The 17104-nt window shown below is 55.2% G+C and carries 17 protein-coding genes, 1 rRNA gene and 1 other RNA gene (1 of these 19 only partly in view); 18 read left to right on the top strand and 1 reads right to left on the bottom strand.

The genetic code is table 11. The features are described from left to right. Nucleotides 1-118 precede the first annotated feature (118 nt). Nucleotides 119-586: a DUF1934 domain-containing protein gene (locus ACP26L_RS34420; protein ID WP_426450058.1), complete on the top strand. Its 468-nt coding sequence runs from the start codon at nt 119-121 to the stop codon at nt 584-586. 12 nt (nt 587-598) lie between these two features. Here the strand turns inward: ACP26L_RS34420 and ACP26L_RS34415 are convergent, their stop codons facing one another. Continuing rightward, a complete protein-coding gene (locus ACP26L_RS34415; protein ID WP_426450056.1) occupies nt 599-1771 on the bottom strand; it encodes a S8 family peptidase in 1173 nt (390 codons plus the stop codon). Nucleotides 1772-2241: 470 nt separating this feature from the next. Here ACP26L_RS34415 and rpoE point away from each other — a divergent pair, with 470 nt between their 5' ends. From rpoE to ACP26L_RS34330, 17 genes are all read left to right on the top strand, one after another. Beyond that, nucleotides 2242-2811 (top strand): DNA-directed RNA polymerase subunit delta, encoded by a 570-nt coding sequence (gene rpoE, locus ACP26L_RS34410; protein ID WP_426450055.1) that lies wholly within the window; start codon nt 2242-2244, stop codon nt 2809-2811. Between the two features lie 399 nt (nt 2812-3210). Continuing rightward, the gene (locus ACP26L_RS34405) at nt 3211-4812 is read left to right on the top strand and encodes a CTP synthase (protein ID WP_426450053.1); all 1602 of its coding nucleotides are present in this window, start codon (nt 3211-3213) and stop codon (nt 4810-4812) included. Nucleotides 4813-5072: 260 nt separating this feature from the next. Next, entirely contained in the window at nt 5073-5465 is a 393-nt protein-coding gene (locus tag ACP26L_RS34400) for a response regulator (RefSeq protein WP_013921280.1), read from the top strand. Nucleotides 5466-5699: 234 nt separating this feature from the next. Continuing rightward, nucleotides 5700-6554: a class II fructose-1,6-bisphosphate aldolase gene (gene fba / locus ACP26L_RS34395; protein WP_426450052.1), complete on the top strand. Its 855-nt coding sequence runs from the start codon at nt 5700-5702 to the stop codon at nt 6552-6554. 144 nt (nt 6555-6698) lie between these two features. Beyond that, nucleotides 6699-7952: a UDP-N-acetylglucosamine 1-carboxyvinyltransferase gene (locus ACP26L_RS34390; RefSeq protein WP_426450050.1), complete on the top strand. Its 1254-nt coding sequence runs from the start codon at nt 6699-6701 to the stop codon at nt 7950-7952. An 87-nt stretch (nt 7953-8039) separates the two neighbouring features. Continuing rightward, the gene (gene rho / locus ACP26L_RS34385) at nt 8040-9344 is read left to right on the top strand and encodes a transcription termination factor Rho (RefSeq protein WP_426450048.1); all 1305 of its coding nucleotides are present in this window, start codon (nt 8040-8042) and stop codon (nt 9342-9344) included. Between the two features lie 13 nt (nt 9345-9357). Beyond that, nucleotides 9358-10644 (top strand): radical SAM protein, encoded by a 1287-nt coding sequence (locus ACP26L_RS34380; protein WP_426450047.1) that lies wholly within the window; start codon nt 9358-9360, stop codon nt 10642-10644. 70 nt (nt 10645-10714) lie between these two features. Further along, nucleotides 10715-10912, top strand: coding sequence for a 50S ribosomal protein L31 (gene rpmE, locus ACP26L_RS34375; RefSeq protein WP_014372606.1), 198 nt, complete (start codon nt 10715-10717; stop codon nt 10910-10912). A gap of 86 nt (nt 10913-10998) precedes the next feature. After that, nucleotides 10999-11385 carry a hypothetical protein gene (locus ACP26L_RS34370; RefSeq protein ID WP_426450045.1) on the top strand — a complete coding sequence of 129 codons (387 nt, stop codon included), beginning with the start codon at nt 10999-11001 and terminating at the stop codon, nt 11383-11385. Nucleotides 11386-11432: 47 nt separating this feature from the next. Next, nucleotides 11433-11696, top strand: an RNA gene (gene ffs / locus ACP26L_RS34365) — signal recognition particle sRNA large type. Between the two features lie 167 nt (nt 11697-11863). Further along, complete coding sequence (locus tag ACP26L_RS34360) at nt 11864-12967, top strand: ATP-binding protein (protein WP_426450044.1); 1104 nt, start codon at nt 11864-11866, stop codon at nt 12965-12967. A 100-nt stretch (nt 12968-13067) separates the two neighbouring features. Further along, nucleotides 13068-14813: a DNA polymerase III subunit gamma/tau gene (gene dnaX / locus ACP26L_RS34355; protein WP_426450043.1), complete on the top strand. Its 1746-nt coding sequence runs from the start codon at nt 13068-13070 to the stop codon at nt 14811-14813. A 22-nt stretch (nt 14814-14835) separates the two neighbouring features. Further along, nucleotides 14836-15147, top strand: a complete 312-nt coding sequence (locus ACP26L_RS34350; protein ID WP_426450041.1) for a YbaB/EbfC family nucleoid-associated protein — start codon at nt 14836-14838, stop codon at nt 15145-15147. Between the two features lie 93 nt (nt 15148-15240). Beyond that, the gene (gene recR, locus ACP26L_RS34345; RefSeq protein ID WP_426450040.1) at nt 15241-15837 is read left to right on the top strand and encodes a recombination mediator RecR; all 597 of its coding nucleotides are present in this window, start codon (nt 15241-15243) and stop codon (nt 15835-15837) included. 207 nt (nt 15838-16044) lie between these two features. Beyond that, entirely contained in the window at nt 16045-16350 is a 306-nt protein-coding gene (locus ACP26L_RS34340) for a DUF2508 family protein (protein WP_426450038.1), read from the top strand. After that, nucleotides 16347-16613, top strand: coding sequence for a pro-sigmaK processing inhibitor BofA family protein (locus ACP26L_RS34335; protein WP_426450037.1), 267 nt, complete (start codon nt 16347-16349; stop codon nt 16611-16613). Before ACP26L_RS34340 ends, ACP26L_RS34335 begins: the two co-directional genes overlap by 4 nt. A 284-nt stretch (nt 16614-16897) precedes the next feature. After that, nucleotides 16898-17104: ribosomal RNA gene (locus ACP26L_RS34330) — 16S ribosomal RNA — on the top strand; it runs 1330 nt beyond the window's last position.

Here is a 17104-nt window from a genome sequence, read left to right as displayed (position 1 = left end):
GAGCCTGTTCGCATTCCGGACGAACTTCCGGTACAATGAGGCCATCAGAAGCCAACAAAGAAGTCGACAGAATCATCTCAGGTGCTGTCGGACGGCAGAGAACGGAGAGGATGGAACGATGAAGGAAAAGGAAACGCCAGGAGCCCCTGCGGGCCGGTGCCGCGTCCGGATTACGCTTCAGGGAAGCACGGGCGGCGGCTCGGTGGACCGCACGATGGAAGGGGAGCTGTTCCCCAAGGGAGGGGCGGTCTATCTCCGCTACGAGGAGCCTCCCGAGTCGGAGATGGGACGCACGATGACAACCGTGAAGGTGTCGCCGTCGGAGCTGCGGATCATCCGCCACGGCGAGACGCCGTTCGAGCAGGCCTTCGCACCGGGGGTACGCCATTACGGCTATCTGCAGACGCCTCAGGGCCGGATGGAGCTCGAGACATTCACGGAAAGCCTTGAAGTGCAGGGAGCAGGCGCGGAGCCGGAGCCTGGCCGTCCGCTGCTTACGGTCCGCTGGGCCTACCGGCTGGCCGTCATGGGCGAGCCTGCAGGTGAGTTCCGGCTGGTGCTGGTGGCCGAGCGCCTCTCCGGATAAGAAGTGGGGCTGCTATCGCCTCGATGACTTGGATACGGCGGATACGGCCCGCAGCGCATGAAGTTCTTTGATACCGCCGATCTTTTTGCCGGTGCTGACGATGAAGCGGGCGTGCCGCTTTAGCAGCGTTTTGACGCGCAGGGGCTTCATCCCGGGCCGCTTCGCGAGCATCAGCGCCACTACGCCGGAGACGTGCGATGTGGCCATGGAGGTGCCGCTGAGCTCATTGTATTTGCCCCGCAGCCACGTCGAATAGATCTTCTCGCCGGGTGCGTAGATGTCGATGCCGCTGCCGGCGTTGCTGAACGAAGCGATGCGCCCGCGGCGCGTGGTCGCCCCTACGGCGATCACCTGACGGAACCGGGCGGGGTAATCGATCTCCGCCTGCTTGCCTTCATTGCCGGAGGAGGCCACGATAATGAGTCCGGCGCGGTGGGCGCTGAGTACGGCGGCCTCCAGCGCTTTGCTGTACGTTTTCATGCCGAAGCTCATGTTGATGATGTCGATGCCGTTCGATACGCACCAGTCAATGCCCGCGATGATATCGGATACAAAAGCGCCGCCCTGGTGGTCGAACGCCTTGACGGGGTGGATGAGGGCCTGGGGCGCCACGCCGATAATCCCTTTTTGTCTCGCATGAGCCGCGATGGTGCCGGCGATATGTGTTCCATGTCCGTTGTCGTCATAGGGAAGCAGCTGGCGGTTCAGCACGTTGATGCCGCGGGCGAGGCAGTGGCGCAGATCGGGGTGCGCATAATCGACGCCGGTGTCGATGACGCCGATCCGGACCTGGTCGCCTTTGGACTTCGTCCAGGCCTGGGGAGCGCGGATGTGCCGGATGCCCCAGGGGATGACGGCGCCCTCCAGGGACCGGCCTCTGCCGGAGGCGGCGCCGCCTGCGCTGAGGTGCAGCGACAGCCGGCTGTCGGTTTCGACCGAGGAGATGAATGGAGCGGAAGCCAGCTTGCCTTCCGGCAGCAGCGGACAGGAGATCGCCCGGATCAGCCGCAGCGGCTGGATTCGGCCGAGCATGGGCTGGCTATTACGCTGGCGGGAGATATGCCGTGCCAGCAGGCTGAAATCCCGGTCGCTGCCGATCCGGATGATCTGCCTGCGGCCATCTTCCGCCGGAAGCTGACTGGCTTCCTGCAGCCAGGCTGCGAACGTCGAAGGATTCACTCTCATCCCCCCTCTCCTGATAGCACTACAGTTCCGATAAGCGGTACATTGCTCTATCGTATGTAGGGGAACGCAGAGGGGTATGAGCCATGGCCCCATTGAAAATAATTGGGTGATAGGCCGTGTCAATTGGCGGATGCGGACATACGATATCAGGAGAGGAGTGCCCCCTGCATTCCTCCGAATTACTTAAAGGGGCAAGGGCGGGCCAAGGGAGGCACGCCTCTTGCGGATACAGTCGGATGCGAAGGATCAGATTGCGGCCGGGCAGGGGCTCCCGAAGAGGAGCCGGCGGCGGCAGTGTGATCCTTCGTTTCTTTTTTGCCGCTTCCTGGCGCCATCTGCGGCTGCTGTGGCCTGAAGGGGCCTTGCGGCAGTTGCATTTTTACCGAAAATAAGGTTTACTTAAACTCAAGATGGCGGATGCTGGATATCTGCAGTTACATACACAATCATTTGGGAGGATGTGCCCTGAAATGAGCGCTCAATACACACTCAAAATCGGTGCGGAGCAGGCCAAGGAAATGCCGATGGTGGACCTCGCCTTCGAACTTCTGAAAGCGGCCAACACGCCGTTCTATTACCGGGATCTCATGAATGAAATCGCCAAAATCAAAGGGCTGTCCGATGAGCAGGTCATGAATGTCATCGCGCAGCTCTATACGGAAATTAATATTGACGGGCGCTTCGCCTGTGTCGGTACGAACCTGTGGGGGCTGAAGCGCTGGTATCCGGTGGAGAAATCCGAGGATGCGATGGGCACGGGCAAGCGTCCGCGGATCATCAACGACGAGGACGACGATCTCGACGACGAGGACCTGTTCGCCGAAGAAGAGGATACCTTCGCCGAAGAGGAAGACTACGATTCCTTCGATGCGCCGCGTGACGATTTCGAGGCTGAGGAAGAAGCCGAGGAAGAAACGGAATTCTTCGAAGACGAAGAGGCGGAGGAAGAAGAGATCGAGGATGCCGACCTGGAAGAAGAGGACGGTGAGCTGGAAGAGGAAGAGGCCGACGACATCGATGATGAGGACGATGAGAAGTAAGACGGCCGGGTAGTTTCGGCTTCCTTCCCGCCGTGCAGGGGAGTGTTCGAAGCTTAAGGATTCTCCTTGACAGGGAACCGGAGGCCGATGTAAACTATTTTTTGGGCTTTAGAAGATACGTTACGGACCACACCGGTCCTTACAATAAAAGTGCCCCGTCCGCAGGCGGGGCGCTTTTTCTTGTTGAGAACCAAATTTTGGGACAAACCTCTGTCCGGCTTGCTTTTCGGGCAGAAGTTTTTCATTTGGAGCAGTGGAAGGAATCCCCCCGGGGTAAGATAAGCCTATAACTTTAGGCGGGCCTGTTCTTTTTCTTCCGTTAGACGCTTTTATTTTTATGGTTGGATCGGTCGGGAATCAGTAGAGCATCACTCTGACAAACTTGGGAGGTATTACATAATGACAAAGTATATTTTCGTGACCGGCGGCGTGGTTTCCTCGCTGGGCAAAGGGATTACCGCCGCGTCGCTCGGACGCCTGCTGAAGAACCGCGGCCTGAAGGTGACGATTCAGAAGTTCGATCCGTACATTAACGTGGACCCGGGAACCATGAGCCCTTACCAGCACGGCGAAGTGTTCGTGACCGACGACGGCGCGGAGACGGACCTGGACCTCGGGCACTACGAGCGCTTTATCGATATTAACCTCTCGAAGAACAGCAACGTGACTACCGGTAAGATCTACTCCTCGGTAATTGCCAAAGAGCGCCGCGGCGAATATCTTGGCGGTACGGTGCAGGTGATTCCGCACATTACCAATGAGATCAAGGAGCGGGTGTTCCGCGCGGGCCGCGAAGCGCACTCCGATGTGGTCATCACCGAGATCGGCGGTACCGTCGGCGATATCGAGAGCCTGCCGTTCCTCGAAGCGATCCGCCAGATCAAGAGCGACATCGGCCGCGAGAACGTAATGTACATTCACTGTACGCTGATTCCTTACCTCAAAGCTGCAGGCGAAGCCAAGACGAAGCCGACCCAGCACAGCGTGAAGGAGCTGCGCAGTCTGGGCATCCAGCCGCACGTTGTCGTCTGCCGCACCGAGCAGCCGCTGGCCGAAGACATGAAGCGCAAGCTGGCGCTGTTCTGTGACATTGATGCAGGTGCCGTCATCGAATGCCGTGACGCCGAGACGCTGTATGAAGTGCCGATGATGCTCCGCGAGCAGGGGCTCGACGAGATCGTCGTCAACCACCTGAAGCTCAAAGCCGGCGAACCGGACATGGGCGAGTGGGAAGCGCTCGTTCAGCGCGTGAAGACCCTTAAGGATACGACGGAGATCGCGATTGTCGGGAAGTATGTCGCACTGCATGACGCTTACCTGTCCATCGTGGAGTCCCTTGGCCATGCGGGGATTGACTGCAACACCGAAGTGAAAATCCGCTGGGTCAATGCCGAAGAAGTGTTCGATCATAATGTGGAAGAGCTTCTCTCCGGCGTCCAGGGGATTCTCGTGCCGGGCGGCTTCGGAGACCGGGGGATTGAAGGGAAGGTCTCGGCCATCCGTTATGCCCGCGAGAACCGCATTCCGTTCTTCGGTATCTGCCTCGGGATGCAGGTGGCGGTCGTGGAATACGCTCGCTCGGTTGTCGGCCTGCAGGGTGCGAACTCATCCGAGATCAACCCGACCACCGCTTATCCTGTCATCGACCTGCTGCCGGAGCAGAAGGATATCGAGGATCTCGGCGGTACGATGCGTCTGGGCCTCTACCCTTGCAAGCTCAAGGAAGGCTCCCTGGCTATGCGCTGCTACGATGATGAACTCGTATACGAGCGTCACCGCCACCGGTATGAGTTCAACAACGAGTACCGCGACATGATCGAATCCGCAGGTCTGACGATTTCCGGGACGAGCCCGGACGGCAGACTGGTGGAAATTGTCGAGTGCCCGGATCATCCTTGGTTCCTCGCGGTGCAGTTCCATCCGGAATTCACCTCGCGTCCGAACCGTCCGCAGCCGCTCTTCAAGCATTTCGTACAGGCGGCTTACAGCACCAGCCGTTAATGATATTGCCGGATCCGGGCAGGGAAGCTGCTCCGGACCCGGTTTTTCTTTTGTGTCACCGAACGTACCGTTCACCTGCATAAGGCGGGGAAGGGAGCTCAAAGCGTGGATATTGGAGAAACCCTTCTACAATTGTCAAAAGTTTCAACTTTTTTTGCCGCCGCCGGCAGGAATCATTGTCTGGGTATCGAATATGTTTAAAAGCCGGCACCTGAGGACGGACATTCCAGCCTACGGGAGAAGGAACGGGAGGAAACTTAATGAAGAAGAAGCTGCTTATCGTGGACGATCAGAATGGGATCCGTATCTTGCTGATGGAAGTATTCAGCAGTGAAGGGTATGAAACATACCAGGCATCCAACGGCAAGCTTGCGCTTGAGATCGTGCGTAACGTTTCGCCGGATCTGGTTCTTCTGGATATGAAGATTCCCGGGATGGACGGCTTGGACATCCTAAAGCATATCAAGAGTATCGATTCCTCGATCAAGGTCATCATGATGACGGCCTACGGCGAGCTCGATATGATCAAAGAAGCGACGGACCTCGGCGCCATCATGCATTTCACGAAGCCGTTCGATATTGATGAACTTCGTCAGGCCGTGAACGGCCAGCTGCGCTCTCCTAATAATAGTTCCTATGCTGTGGGATCCTGAAAAGGGTCTCTTTTTTGTGTGTTCGTACCGCCGCGAACCGCCTGTATATGCCATTTTGTGCAGGGTTAGCCTGAAAGGGGCCTATGCCGGGCCTCCGATCGGCTTCAAAACCGGAAACCGAGACTTTTCATGTTTAACCTTTGTAAATGATTATGGTATAATGTCTCAGTATGACAGTAGAGCGGTCTATTACACTCTGCACGGTCCATTCAACTCTAGGAGGAGAGAAATACCATGCCACTCGTTTCAATGAACGAATTTTTCCCTAAGGCAAGAGAGAAGAAATTCGCCGTAGGCCAGTTCAACATGAACAACCTGGAGTTCGCGCAGGCTATCACCGATGCTGCTCAAGAGCTCAACTCGCCGTTCATCTTCGGCGTATCCGAAGGCGCCCTGAAATACATGGGCATCGAATACACGGTAGCTATCGCAGAAGCCGCGGCGAAGAAGTCCGGTCTGCCGATCGCACTGCACCTTGACCACGGCAGCTCGTTTGAAGTGGCAATGAAATGTATTCGTGCGGGCTTTAGCTCCGTTATGTTCGACGGTTCCCACTATTCCTTCGAGGAGAACATCCGCCTGACGAAAGAAGTCGTTAAAGCGGCTCACGCCATGGGCGTCTCCGTTGAAGGCGAACTCGGAACGATCGGCGGCGTTGAAGACGACATCTCCGTGGATGAGGCTGACGCAAGTTTGGCCAAGCCCGAAGAAGCGATCCGTTTCTATGAAGAGACCGGCGTAGACTGCCTGGCTATTGCTGTAGGTACCGCACACGGTATGTATGCAGGCGAGCCGAACATCCGTTTTGACATCATCGAGAAGGTATCTTCCCAGATTCCTGTTCCTGTCGTGCTTCACGGCGGTTCCGGCGTACCGGACGAGATGATCCGTCAATCGATCGCAGCTGGCGTTGGTAAGATCAACGTGAACACCGAGAACCAGGTAGCTTGCACCCAGGCGATCCGTGACGTGCTCGGCAAAGATGCGAAAGTGTACGACCCTCGCAAATACCTCACTCCTGCCCGCAAAGCCATGGTTGATGTGGTTAAATCCAAGATTGAACTGTTCGGCAGCGCCAACCAAGCTTAATTTTTATGTCATAGAGGAAAATACACCGGCAGACCGGTGTATTTTCCCTTCTCTTCTTCATGCGGAACTCTAGCACACATCTCAGATTCAAGATTTCATAGTTTGGTCATGCGTATAGCATCGAAGTGGGAGGAAAACAATCGAATGGAGAAATTGATGATCGCCGGCGGACGTCCGCTGCGGGGAACGGTTCAGATCAGCGGAGCCAAGAACAGCGCCATCGCGCTTATTCCGGCTGCCATCTTGTCGGAAAGTGCGGTGACACTCGATAATCTGCCGGTGCTGAGCGACGTGGCTATTTACACGGAGCTGCTCGGGGAGCTGGGCGCAGGTGTCCGGTGGGACCGGGATCAAATGATAATTGACTCAAGCCGCCTGGTATCGAAACCGATGCCGAACGGCAACGTAAAGAAATTAAGAGCATCGTATTACTTGATGGGGGCGCTCCTCGGACGGTTCGGCGAAGCAACCATCGGCATGCCGGGCGGCTGTAATTTCGAGCCGCGTCCGATCGATCAGCACATCAAGGGTTTTGAAGCCCTGGGGGCCAAGGTAACGACTGAGAACGGCGCTTTGCATATCAAAGCGAAAGAACTGCGTGGAGCCAAAATTTATCTGGATGTCGTCAGCGTAGGCGCGACGATCAATATCATGCTGGCGGCCTCACGGGCCAAAGGTGTCACGATCATCGAAAATGCGGCCAAAGAGCCTGAAATTATAGATGTAGCAACTCTGCTTAACTCCATGGGTGCCAGGATTAAAGGTGCCGGTACCGAAACAATCCGTATTGAAGGGGTTGACGGCATGAACGGCTGCCGCCACTCCATTATTCCCGACCGGATTCAGGCGGGTTCATATATGATTATGGCTGCGGCTACCCGCGGCGATGTGGTTGTCGACAATGTGATTCCGAAACATTTGGAAGCGGTCACGGCCAAGCTTCAAGAGATGGGAGTCCATATCTACGAGATGGACGAGTCTATCCGGGTCGTAGGTCAGCCGGAGTACGAAAGCGTGGATGTCAAAGCCTTGGTATACCCGGGGTTCGCGACCGATCTCCAGTCACCGATGAGCGCTCTGCTTACGCAGACCCGCGGTGTCAGCATCATGACGGACTATGTATACAGCAACCGCTTTAAGCATATTCCCGAGCTGAACCGGATGGGGGCCAAAGTGAAGGTCGAAGGCCGTTCCGCAATCATTGAAGGAGGAACGCTGAGCGCGGCCAAAGTCAAGGCGACGGATCTGCGCGCGGGTGCGGCTCTGGTGATCGCAGGACTTACCGTACCGGAAGGGGTCACCGAAATCACCGGGGTGGAGTATATTGACCGGGGGTACGACCACCTTGTGGCCAATCTATCAAGTTTAGGTGCGGAAGTTTGGCGGCAGAACGACTGAGTCCGTATAGGCGATACGGTTTTTGGGTAATGCTAGAGTGTATATTTCGCGCAGCTTGAAAATTTAATAGTTTGGTGGTTGGATACTATGGATATGCACTTGGCGCAACTCGAAGCGCTTAAGCTTACCGAGCTGTACAAGCTGGCCAAGAAGCACCAGATTCCGTATTACGGTCAGCTCAAGAAAAAGGAACTTATATTTGCAATATTGCGGGCGCAGGCAGAGCAGAGCGGTCTTATGTTTATGCAAGGCGTGCTTGATATTCTCCAGGAAGGCTTCGGTTTTCTCCGCCCGATCAATTACCTCCCCAGCACGGAAGACATTTACATTTCCGCTTCTCAGATCCGAAGATTTGATCTCAGATCCGGCGATATCGTATCGGGGAAGTGCCGGCCCCCCAAGGAAAACGAGCGTTACTTCGGTTTGCTGCACGTAGAGGCCGTCAACGGCGAGAATCCCGAAACGGCTGCGGAGCGACTTCACTTCGCGGCTTTGACTCCCCTTTACCCGCAAAAGAAACTGGTATTGGAAACTCCCTCCCCTTCCAAACTTTCCACTCGTCTGATGGATTTGCTTGCTCCTGTCGGTTTTGGACAGCGGGGACTCATCGTGGCTCCTCCCAAAGCAGGGAAGACGCTGCTCCTGAAAGAAATCGCCAACAGCATTTCAACCAATCATCCGGATGTTGAGCTCTTCGTCCTGTTGATCGACGAGCGGCCGGAAGAGGTTACGGATATGCAGCGCTCCGTTAAGGGCGAAGTGATTGCGTCCACCTTCGACGAGCTTCCGGAGAACCATATCAAGGTAGCGGAGCTGGTGCTGGAGAGAGCCCAGCGTCTTGTGGAGCACAAGAAGGACGTCGTGATTCTGCTCGACAGCATTACACGTCTGGCGCGTGCTTACAATCTCGTCGTCCCTCCGACCGGGCGCACCCTTTCCGGCGGTATTGACCCGGGGGCATTCCATCGCCCGAAGCGCTTCTTCGGCGCGGCCCGCAATATCGAAGAAGGCGGAAGCTTGACGATCCTGGCAACCGCACTTGTTGAAACCGGTTCGCGGATGGACGAGGTTATCTACGAGGAATTCAAGGGGACAGGGAATCACGAGATCCATCTGGACCGGAAGCTGGCGGAGCGCCGGATTTTCCCTGCGATCGATATCCGCCGATCGGGCACCCGGCGTGAGGAAATGCTCCTCACGAAGGAGGAGCTCGACAAGGTATGGGCAATCCGCAAGAATATGAACGAATCGCACGATTATGTGGAAGCCTTCCTGAAGAAGCTTGCGGACACGAAGACAAATCAGGAATTCCTGGATACGCTGGATACCGGCAGCAGCGCGCCCTCATCGGGCGGCAGCACTTCCCGTCGGGTGAAGCATTCCGTTTCCTAGGAGGAACATCACGATGAACTTGGTTTATGCCGACTTGAACGGTAATGTGTACGACCATCCCGATTATACGGCGGTAGGCCGAAGCGGCGAAGAGATTATGGAGCTGTTCGAAGAGGAGCTTATTCCTCTGCCTGAGGGGGCTACGCTGGTGTCGCTGCCGGATACGCGGCCGATCGGTATCCATACGGCAACCGGCGAGATGAAAGTGCTGCCGGGGGAGGTAACAGCCGTTGGAGCCCTGCTTCCACAGAGCTTCACCCGTCTCATGCTTCCTGGCTACGCCAAGGCGGACAAGACCAAAGTGCTCCCGCTCTTCGGTTATACCGCTGTAGTCTGGAAGGACGGTGGATTCTATGTCGCCGCGGAGTCCTGTGACGATCCCGAGCGCTGGAATCCGAAGAACTGTGACCCCGATGAACTCGAAGTGCAGGTCAAGCGGATTCTCGGAGAATACAGCGAGAACCGGCTGTACCAGCACTTGTCCAACTGTGCCCTTGGGTATGAGTGCCTGACCGCTTCCAATACGTTCCTTGGGCGTTGGGAAGGTGCCGTACCGGTCTCGTTTTCTTGTAATGCGGGCTGTTTTGGCTGTATTTCGGAACAGCCCGACGACAGCGGGTTCCCGGCTCCGCAGACCCGGATGAACTTCAAGCCGACGGTCGATGAAGTCGTTCAGGTCATGCTGGAGCATCTGAAGACCCCGCAGAGCATCATCTCCTTCGGTCAAGGATGCGAAGGGGAGCCTTCAACCCAGGCCAAAACGATTATCGAAGCAATGCGTGAAGTACGCAGCCGCACCGATATGGGCTATATTAATATCAATACGAATGCCGGATTGACCGATCATATTCGGGGGATTGTCGACGCCGGACTCGATCTCATGAGAGTCAGCACCATTAGCGCGCTGGACGATCATTACAATGCTTATTACAAGCCAAGAGGCTATACGCTGAAGAACGTGGAGAAGTCCCTCCGGTATGCGGCGGATCAAGGTGTGGTAACCTCGATCAACTATCTCATTTTCCCGGGCGTTACCGACCGTGAGGAAGAGATGGAGGCGATGATCGAATTCGTCCGCCGTACGGATCTTAAGCTGATCCAGCTGCGGAATTTGAACATCGATCCGGAGAGCTACCTGTCGCTCATTCCTCCTGCCCGCGGCGAGCGTTATGGAATGAAGCAGATGCTTCAAATCTTCCGTGAGGAACTGCCGGGCGTGGTCCTTGGCTCCTACACGCATATCCCGGAAGAACTGGCGAAGATCCGTAAGAAGGACTTGCACCCCGGTTCAAAGGCATGATATAATCGAGGCACTGCGTTTATTAACTCTGATCCACATGGTGGTTCAGGGCAAAAGAGGTGAAAGGTCAATGAAACAAGGAATCCATCCGAACTACCACCAGACGACGGTTACTTGCGCTTGCGGTAACGTGTTTGAGACAGGCTCCCTGAAGCAAAATCTGCGTGTTGAGATTTGCTCCAACTGCCACCCGTTCTTCACAGGGAAGCAGAAGTTCCTGGATGCTGGCGGTCGCGTCGATAAATTCAAAAAGAAATACGGCATCTAATTGTTTCTATATGCCGAAAGAGCATAAGTGCACCTCCTATGGTCATCCTAAGAGTAATCTTACGGATCGCAGGAGGTGTTTTTCTTATGTCTCGTTCAGTCGTGCTTACCTTGTTGGCGGCTGTGCTGATGCTGCCTGTGACGGCATGTCAAAGGCAGGATACGGTTCAGGTTAAACAGCATTCCCGGGACGGATTGCTCGGTATTACGGATACGAATCCTAACAACCCCATGAGCCGGACGTACCGGCATTATCCCGATGACCTGCGCGTGATGAAAGAGGCAATTGTCAGACGCTTTCCGCAGGTTCAGGATACCCGCATATCCCTAAACGGTACCAAAGCAAGGGTACGGTTGTTTGTTCCCGCGGGGATGACTGCTGAAGAGAGGGATCGGCTTCGCCAGGAAGCGGCGGCAGTGCTTGCCTATGAGGCTCCCCGCTATGATGCGGATGTAGAGGTGACTTCCAAGTAATTCCCCGAGGTTGCTATTTGGTCCCGAATCGACTATACTTAGTCTTACCGTGCTAGACGGGGAGGTAGCGGTGCCCTGTAACCCGCAATCCGCTGCAGCGGGGTCGAACGCCTATTCGCGGTATTGCGATGTAAGGGTTGGGTTTTAAAGTTGGTGTTGAGAGTCGGGTCCTCCGCAATGGAAGCTCGTGAACCCGGTCAGGTCCGGAAGGAAGCAGCCGTAAGCGAGATGTTCCATGTGCCGGAGGGCAGCCCGACTTGAGCTGACGATAAAAATTCCACTTGGATCGCAATATCAAGGTAGGTGCACGGTTCTACTTTTACATAACTGTATATGCGTAATCAGACAACACCAGTCCGAAGCCGGTAGATCAGGCAGAGCACTGGTGTTTTTTTGCAGATTCAGAAGGAAAATGGAAATATTGGGAGAATGAGTAGGGGAGCTGTAGCAGCTTGCCGGAGCAGCCGAGTGGACAACCATGGGGCTGTGCGGACAGAGAGACACGGAGGGAGGAACAGCGTTGCGGCATGAACTCAGCTTGCTCCAACGATTTGCGGATACATTCCTGAAAGATGTCAACTTGGGTGTTTTGCTAATCAATCCTTCGTTTGAATTAATGGATATCAGCGACATGGCCTGCCGTGTACTGGGACTCATGCGGGAAAGTGTGGTCGGGCAGCCGATGGAGCGGATCTTCACCGATCTTCCAGCGGAGCATCAGCTTGTAGACCGCAAGATTCTCGACGGGATCGTGGTCCGCAACCATGCGATGTCCTGGACCAACAATCGGGAACGCTATGAACTGCTGGTTGACTCCAATGTGCTCCGGGACGAGGCCAACCGGGTTGTAGGAGCCTATATCATTTTCAAGGATGTAACGAATCTCCGCTCCCTGGAGGAACAGGTCCAGCGCAGCGACCGGCTGGCGATGATCGGACAGATTGCTGCGGGAACCGCTCACGAGATTCGCAATCCGCTTACTTCCATCAAGGGTTTTCTGCAGGTTCTTCGCCGAACGTTCCAAGATCAGGGGATGAACCGGGAAAGCGGGTATACCGATGTGATGCTGAAGGAGATTGACCGGATCAACCAGCTTGTGAACGAGTTTCTTCTGCTCAGCAAGCCGAAGAACGTTACCTTTGAAGAAGTCGATGTGCCCAAAGTGCTTCGGGAGATCCTGCCGATCATTAATAACGAAGCGATTCTTCATCGGGTCGTCGTTCAATACGAAGCTATGTATGGGCTTCCAAACGTAGTGGCGGACCGTGAACTCCTCAAACAGGTGTTTTTGAATATATGCAAAAATGGGATCGAGGCGATGGGGGAAGGCGGATATCTAACGATAACCGAGAAGATCGACCGGGAAGAGCGCAAAGTACTGATCGAGATTCACGATACGGGTCCTGGAATTCCGTCCTTTGTGATCGATCGAATATTCGATCCGTTCTTCACTACGAAGTCGGAAGGCACCGGCCTGGGCCTGTCGGTATGTCAGCGGATCATCCATGACATCGGCGGGCACATTCGTGTGTCATCGAAGGGCTTTGGCACGACCTTCACGGTGAGCATTCCTTTTCCCTGAGTTGGTTCGCTTCGTTCATGAGGCGTTCAAAAGGGTCGCTTCAAACCTCTTCGCAAGTGTAGTATAATATAAGGATAACCAACAGTTGGAGAGGGCCAGAATGGCACATATTGCTTTATACCGCACATGGAGGCCGCAGTCCTTTCGGGATATGGTCGGCCAGAAGCATATTGTCCAGACGCTGCAGAACGCGCTTCGGGAAGGGCGCTTCAGCCATGCCTATTTGTTCAGCGGCCCCCGGGGAACGGGGAAGACGAGCGCGGCCAAAATCTTGGCCAAAGCGGTCAACTGTCTGAATGGGCCGTCGGTGGAGCCCTGCAACGAGTGTGAGGCTTGCATCCGGATTACCGAAGGCGCCGTGATGGACGTAGTCGAGATCGATGCTGCTTCCAACCGCGGCGTGGAAGAGATCCGCGACATTCGCGACAAGGTCAAGTATGCTCCGACCGAAGTGCGTCAGAAGGTGTATATTATTGACGAGGTGCACATGCTGACGACAGAGGCGTTCAATGCGCTGCTGAAGACGCTGGAGGAGCCGCCGGCTCACGTTATGTTCATCTTGGCGACGACAGAGCCTCACAAGCTGCCGGCCACTATTATTTCCAGGTGCCAGCGGTTCGACTTTCGGAGGGTCGCGCTGGAGGAACAGGTCGAGCGTCTGCGCGAGGTGTGCACGGAAGAGGGCATTGAGAGCGAAGAGGACGCGCTCGCCTTTATTGCTCGTCTGTCGGACGGAGGGATGCGCGACGCGCTCAGTCTCCTGGACCAGATTATCGCATTCTCCGGTCAGCGGGTTACTTATGATGACGTGCTGTCCATCACGGGAGGCATGGCATCCGATCAGTTCGAGAAGCTGGTGGCCGCCGTGCAGAACCGGGATGTGGGAGCGGCGCTCAAGCTGATCGAGTCGTTCATGCAGGAAGGCAAGAGTGCCGACAAGTGCATGGAAAGCCTGATCTACTACTTCCGGGACCTGCTTATGGTCAAAATGGTTCCGAATTCCCAGGCCGTAACGGAACGCATCCTGGATATCCGGCAGTTCAAGGAGGTCGCGGATCGGTTCAGCAGCGATGCGCTGATTGCGATGATCGATACGCTGAACTATTACCAAACCGAGATGAAATACTCGGTTCAGCCCCAGACGCTGCTTGAAGTGGCGCTGATGAAATTATGCAGCCAGGCCGGCGGAGTTCCCGCGGCGGCTTCAGCCTCCGCGCCTGCAGCGGCAGCACGGCCCGATGCCCAGGTAAGCCAGCTCATGAACCGGATCCAGAAGCTTGAAGAGCAGCTGAACCAGCTGCTGAAGCAGGGCGTGGCACCGGCGGCCGGCGGCGGTGCAGTCGGCGGAGGCGGGAGCGGCATTAGGCAGTCGGCTGCTCCTGTCGTGACCAAGCGCATCGAGAAGCTGGATGCTTACTTGGCCGGCCGCGACGATCCTGCATTTCGTACGGCTCTGCAGCAGTGGAGCCAGGTGCTTGCCCGGGTGAAGGAACTGAAGATCACCGTTCACGCCTGGCTGGTCGACGGGGAGCCGGTCTCCCTGCATGATGACAATCTGCTCGTTGCTTTCAAAAGTTCCATGCACCGTGAAACGACCGAGAAACCGGCTAATAAGCAGCTGATCGAGCAGGTGCTGGCTGAAGTGTATGGTGAGCCTCGCCGGTTGGTGACAGTCATGATGAAGGACTGGAAGGCCTCGGCCGATCAGGCGAAGCCGGCGGAGTCGGGCGAAGAGATGAAGCTGGTGCAGGAAGAAGAGCCGGGAGCCGGTGGGACGAAGGAAGAGTGGATTACCGAGGCGATTTCCATGTTCGGAGAGGATCTCGTTAAGATTAAGGAAGACTAATCATTAGAGGAGCGTGGGTTACATGAACAACATGAACCAGATGATGAAGCAAGTGAAGAAGATGCAGGAGCAAATGCTGAAAGCCCAGGAAGATCTGGCGAACCGCACATTTGAAGGTACGGCTGGCGGCGGTGTGGTCAGCGTTACAGTGAACGGCCACAAAAAGCTTACGGCGGTAACCATCAAGCCGGAAGCGGTAGATCCCGATGATGTCGAAATGCTGCAGGATTTGGTGCTGACTGCCGTGAACGATGCCATGACCAAGGCCGAAGAGACAGCCGGCAAGGAAATGTCCAAACTGACCGGCGGGATGAACATCCCAGGGTTGTTCTAAGCAGTAAGCTTGAGCGGAGGCCGAAGGCCTCCTCTTTTGTTTTGAATTTTGTATAGCGGCTGCCATTATTCTATGGGGTGAGGAGTTGTTCGATTGTATTATCCCGAACCGTTAGCCCGACTGATTGATTCGTTTTCACGCCTGCCCGGTATCGGGCCCAAAACGGCAGGCCGTCTTGCCTTCCATGTGCTCCGGATGAAGGAGGAGGATGTCATCGATTTCGCCAAAGCGCTGGTGAATGTGAAGCGGAATCTCCATTACTGTTCGGTATGCTGCAACATTACCGATACGGACCCGTGCCGGATCTGTCAGGATAAAACCCGTGATGGATCAGTGATCTGCGTCATTCAGGAGCCGAAGGATCTTGTGGCGATGGAGCGCACCAAGGAATTCAATGGATATTACCACGTGCTGCATGGCGCGATCTCTCCTATGGAGGGAATCGGCCCCGATGAGCTGCGGATTCCTGATCTGCTTCGCCGCCTGAGCGATGATAAGGTGCAGGAGCTGATACTTGCGACCAACCCGAATATCGAGGGGGAGGCGACAGCCATGTATTTGTCCCGGCTGGTCCGCCCGTTTGGTTTGAAGGTGACACGCATTGCCCACGGGCTCCCGGTTGGAGGCGATCTCGAGTATGCGGATGAAGTCACGCTGACCAAGGCACTGGAAGGAAGAAGAGAACTCTAATATCATCTAAGCCGCCCATACCGGCCTGGCCGTGCTGCTGAACGCAAGGGATTGTCCCTGATGTTCAGCAGTACGGCCTTTTTCAGTATATAAGAGAAAATGAACAATCTTTTATTCTCACAAAGCTGTTTATCCTCGGTTCTAAGGTGGCCTCCCAAGCGATATGTATTAACGTGGGGGACAAACTGTGGTACAGGGGGAATGGGAATGAAACGGCTGTGGCATGGGGTGAAGCGTTGGGCGACATGGTGGAAGCGCAAAGAAAGAGAGCGGCAGGAGGCCGTTGAGCTCGACAGGCTGCTGCTCGTCAGGGAAATTCAAAGGGCGCATAAAGAATGGGTAACCGCTCAGCATCGGTTTGAGTATGTGGTGGAGAAGGATCAAATTGACTATGCAGTCTTTGCGCTGGAGGCAGCCGAGAAGCGTTTTGAGATGCTTCTTAAGCAGGCTAAGGGTATGCAGATCACGCAGGCGGAAGTCTGCGCCGGCAGGGCCATGGAGGGTTCTTCATGAAAACCGTAATCTTATGGAGCGTGTTCATAGGTTCTGGCGTGCTTCTAAGTTTAGTTTTGCTGCGGAGCAGGGGGGCTTTTCAGTGGCTCGGCAAAATTTGTTTGCATCTTGCCTTCGCTTCGATCCTGTTATATATGATGAATTTGTTCAGCGGCTACACCCATATCGAGCTTCCGCTTAATGCGGTAACGGTAGGAACGGTTAGCATTCTGGGACTTCCCGGGCTCGCTGCACTGGCAGCCTTAAAGCTGTGGGTATTATAACCGCAGGAGGGCGATGATGTGATGCCGCGTTATCATTTTAAAATTAGGGCTTGCATCCCGATAGGCATTTATGCTATATTGATCAAGTCGCCGCTAAACAGGGTGACAAGTTACGACAAGAAATTGCCCTTTGAAAACTGAACAACGAGTGAGTGTTAAATATAGAGACTCAGCGATGAGTTTCTGCCAAGCTTCAAAATGAGTCATCAGCTTTTTCAATCCCGTATGGGGCCCCCGGAAAGTAATTGGAATAAGCTTCAGAGCTGTTCTTCACTTTTTGGGGTATATTGGAGAGTTTGATCCTGGCTCAGGACGAACGCTGGCGGCGTGCCTAATACATGCAAGTCGAGCGGAGCACTTCGGTGCTTAGCGGCGGACGGGTGAGTAACACGTAGGCAACCTGCCTGTAAGATCGGGATAACTACCGGAAACGGTAGCTAAGACCGGATAGCTGGTTTCGGTGCATGCCGGAATCATGAAACACGGGGCAA

It is taken from the genome of Paenibacillus sp. S-38 (genome assembly GCF_049942825.1).
Classification (GTDB): Bacteria; Bacillota; Bacilli; order Paenibacillales; family NBRC-103111; genus Paenibacillus_G.
Note: the sequence above shows the minus strand (reverse complement) of the source record. Positions and strands in the feature narration are given on the sequence as shown.

Excerpts from the sequence above, each read along its gene's own strand:
- rpmE (WP_014372606.1), top strand. The coding sequence starts at position 10,715 with ATGAAACAAGGAATCCATCCGAACTACCACCAGACGACGGTTACTTGC.
- ACP26L_RS34400 (WP_013921280.1), top strand. The coding sequence starts at position 5,073 with ATGAAGAAGAAGCTGCTTATCGTGGACGATCAGAATGGGATCCGTATC.
- fba (WP_426450052.1), top strand. The coding sequence starts at position 5,700 with ATGCCACTCGTTTCAATGAACGAATTTTTCCCTAAGGCAAGAGAGAAG.
- rpoE (WP_426450055.1), top strand. The coding sequence starts at position 2,242 with ATGAGCGCTCAATACACACTCAAAATCGGTGCGGAGCAGGCCAAGGAA.
- ACP26L_RS34360 (WP_426450044.1), top strand. The coding sequence starts at position 11,864 with ATGGGGCTGTGCGGACAGAGAGACACGGAGGGAGGAACAGCGTTGCGG.
- ACP26L_RS34420 (WP_426450058.1), top strand. The coding sequence starts at position 119 with ATGAAGGAAAAGGAAACGCCAGGAGCCCCTGCGGGCCGGTGCCGCGTC.
- ACP26L_RS34415 (WP_426450056.1), bottom strand. The coding sequence starts at position 1,771 with ATGAGAGTGAATCCTTCGACGTTCGCAGCCTGGCTGCAGGAAGCCAGT.
- rho (WP_426450048.1), top strand. The coding sequence starts at position 8,040 with ATGGATATGCACTTGGCGCAACTCGAAGCGCTTAAGCTTACCGAGCTG.
- ACP26L_RS34405 (WP_426450053.1), top strand. The coding sequence starts at position 3,211 with ATGACAAAGTATATTTTCGTGACCGGCGGCGTGGTTTCCTCGCTGGGC.
- ACP26L_RS34380 (WP_426450047.1), top strand. The coding sequence starts at position 9,358 with ATGAACTTGGTTTATGCCGACTTGAACGGTAATGTGTACGACCATCCC.
- ACP26L_RS34335 (WP_426450037.1), top strand. The coding sequence starts at position 16,347 with ATGAAAACCGTAATCTTATGGAGCGTGTTCATAGGTTCTGGCGTGCTT.
- ACP26L_RS34350 (WP_426450041.1), top strand. The coding sequence starts at position 14,836 with ATGAACAACATGAACCAGATGATGAAGCAAGTGAAGAAGATGCAGGAG.
- dnaX (WP_426450043.1), top strand. The coding sequence starts at position 13,068 with ATGGCACATATTGCTTTATACCGCACATGGAGGCCGCAGTCCTTTCGG.
- ACP26L_RS34340 (WP_426450038.1), top strand. The coding sequence starts at position 16,045 with ATGAAACGGCTGTGGCATGGGGTGAAGCGTTGGGCGACATGGTGGAAG.
- ACP26L_RS34370 (WP_426450045.1), top strand. The coding sequence starts at position 10,999 with ATGTCTCGTTCAGTCGTGCTTACCTTGTTGGCGGCTGTGCTGATGCTG.
- ACP26L_RS34390 (WP_426450050.1), top strand. The coding sequence starts at position 6,699 with ATGGAGAAATTGATGATCGCCGGCGGACGTCCGCTGCGGGGAACGGTT.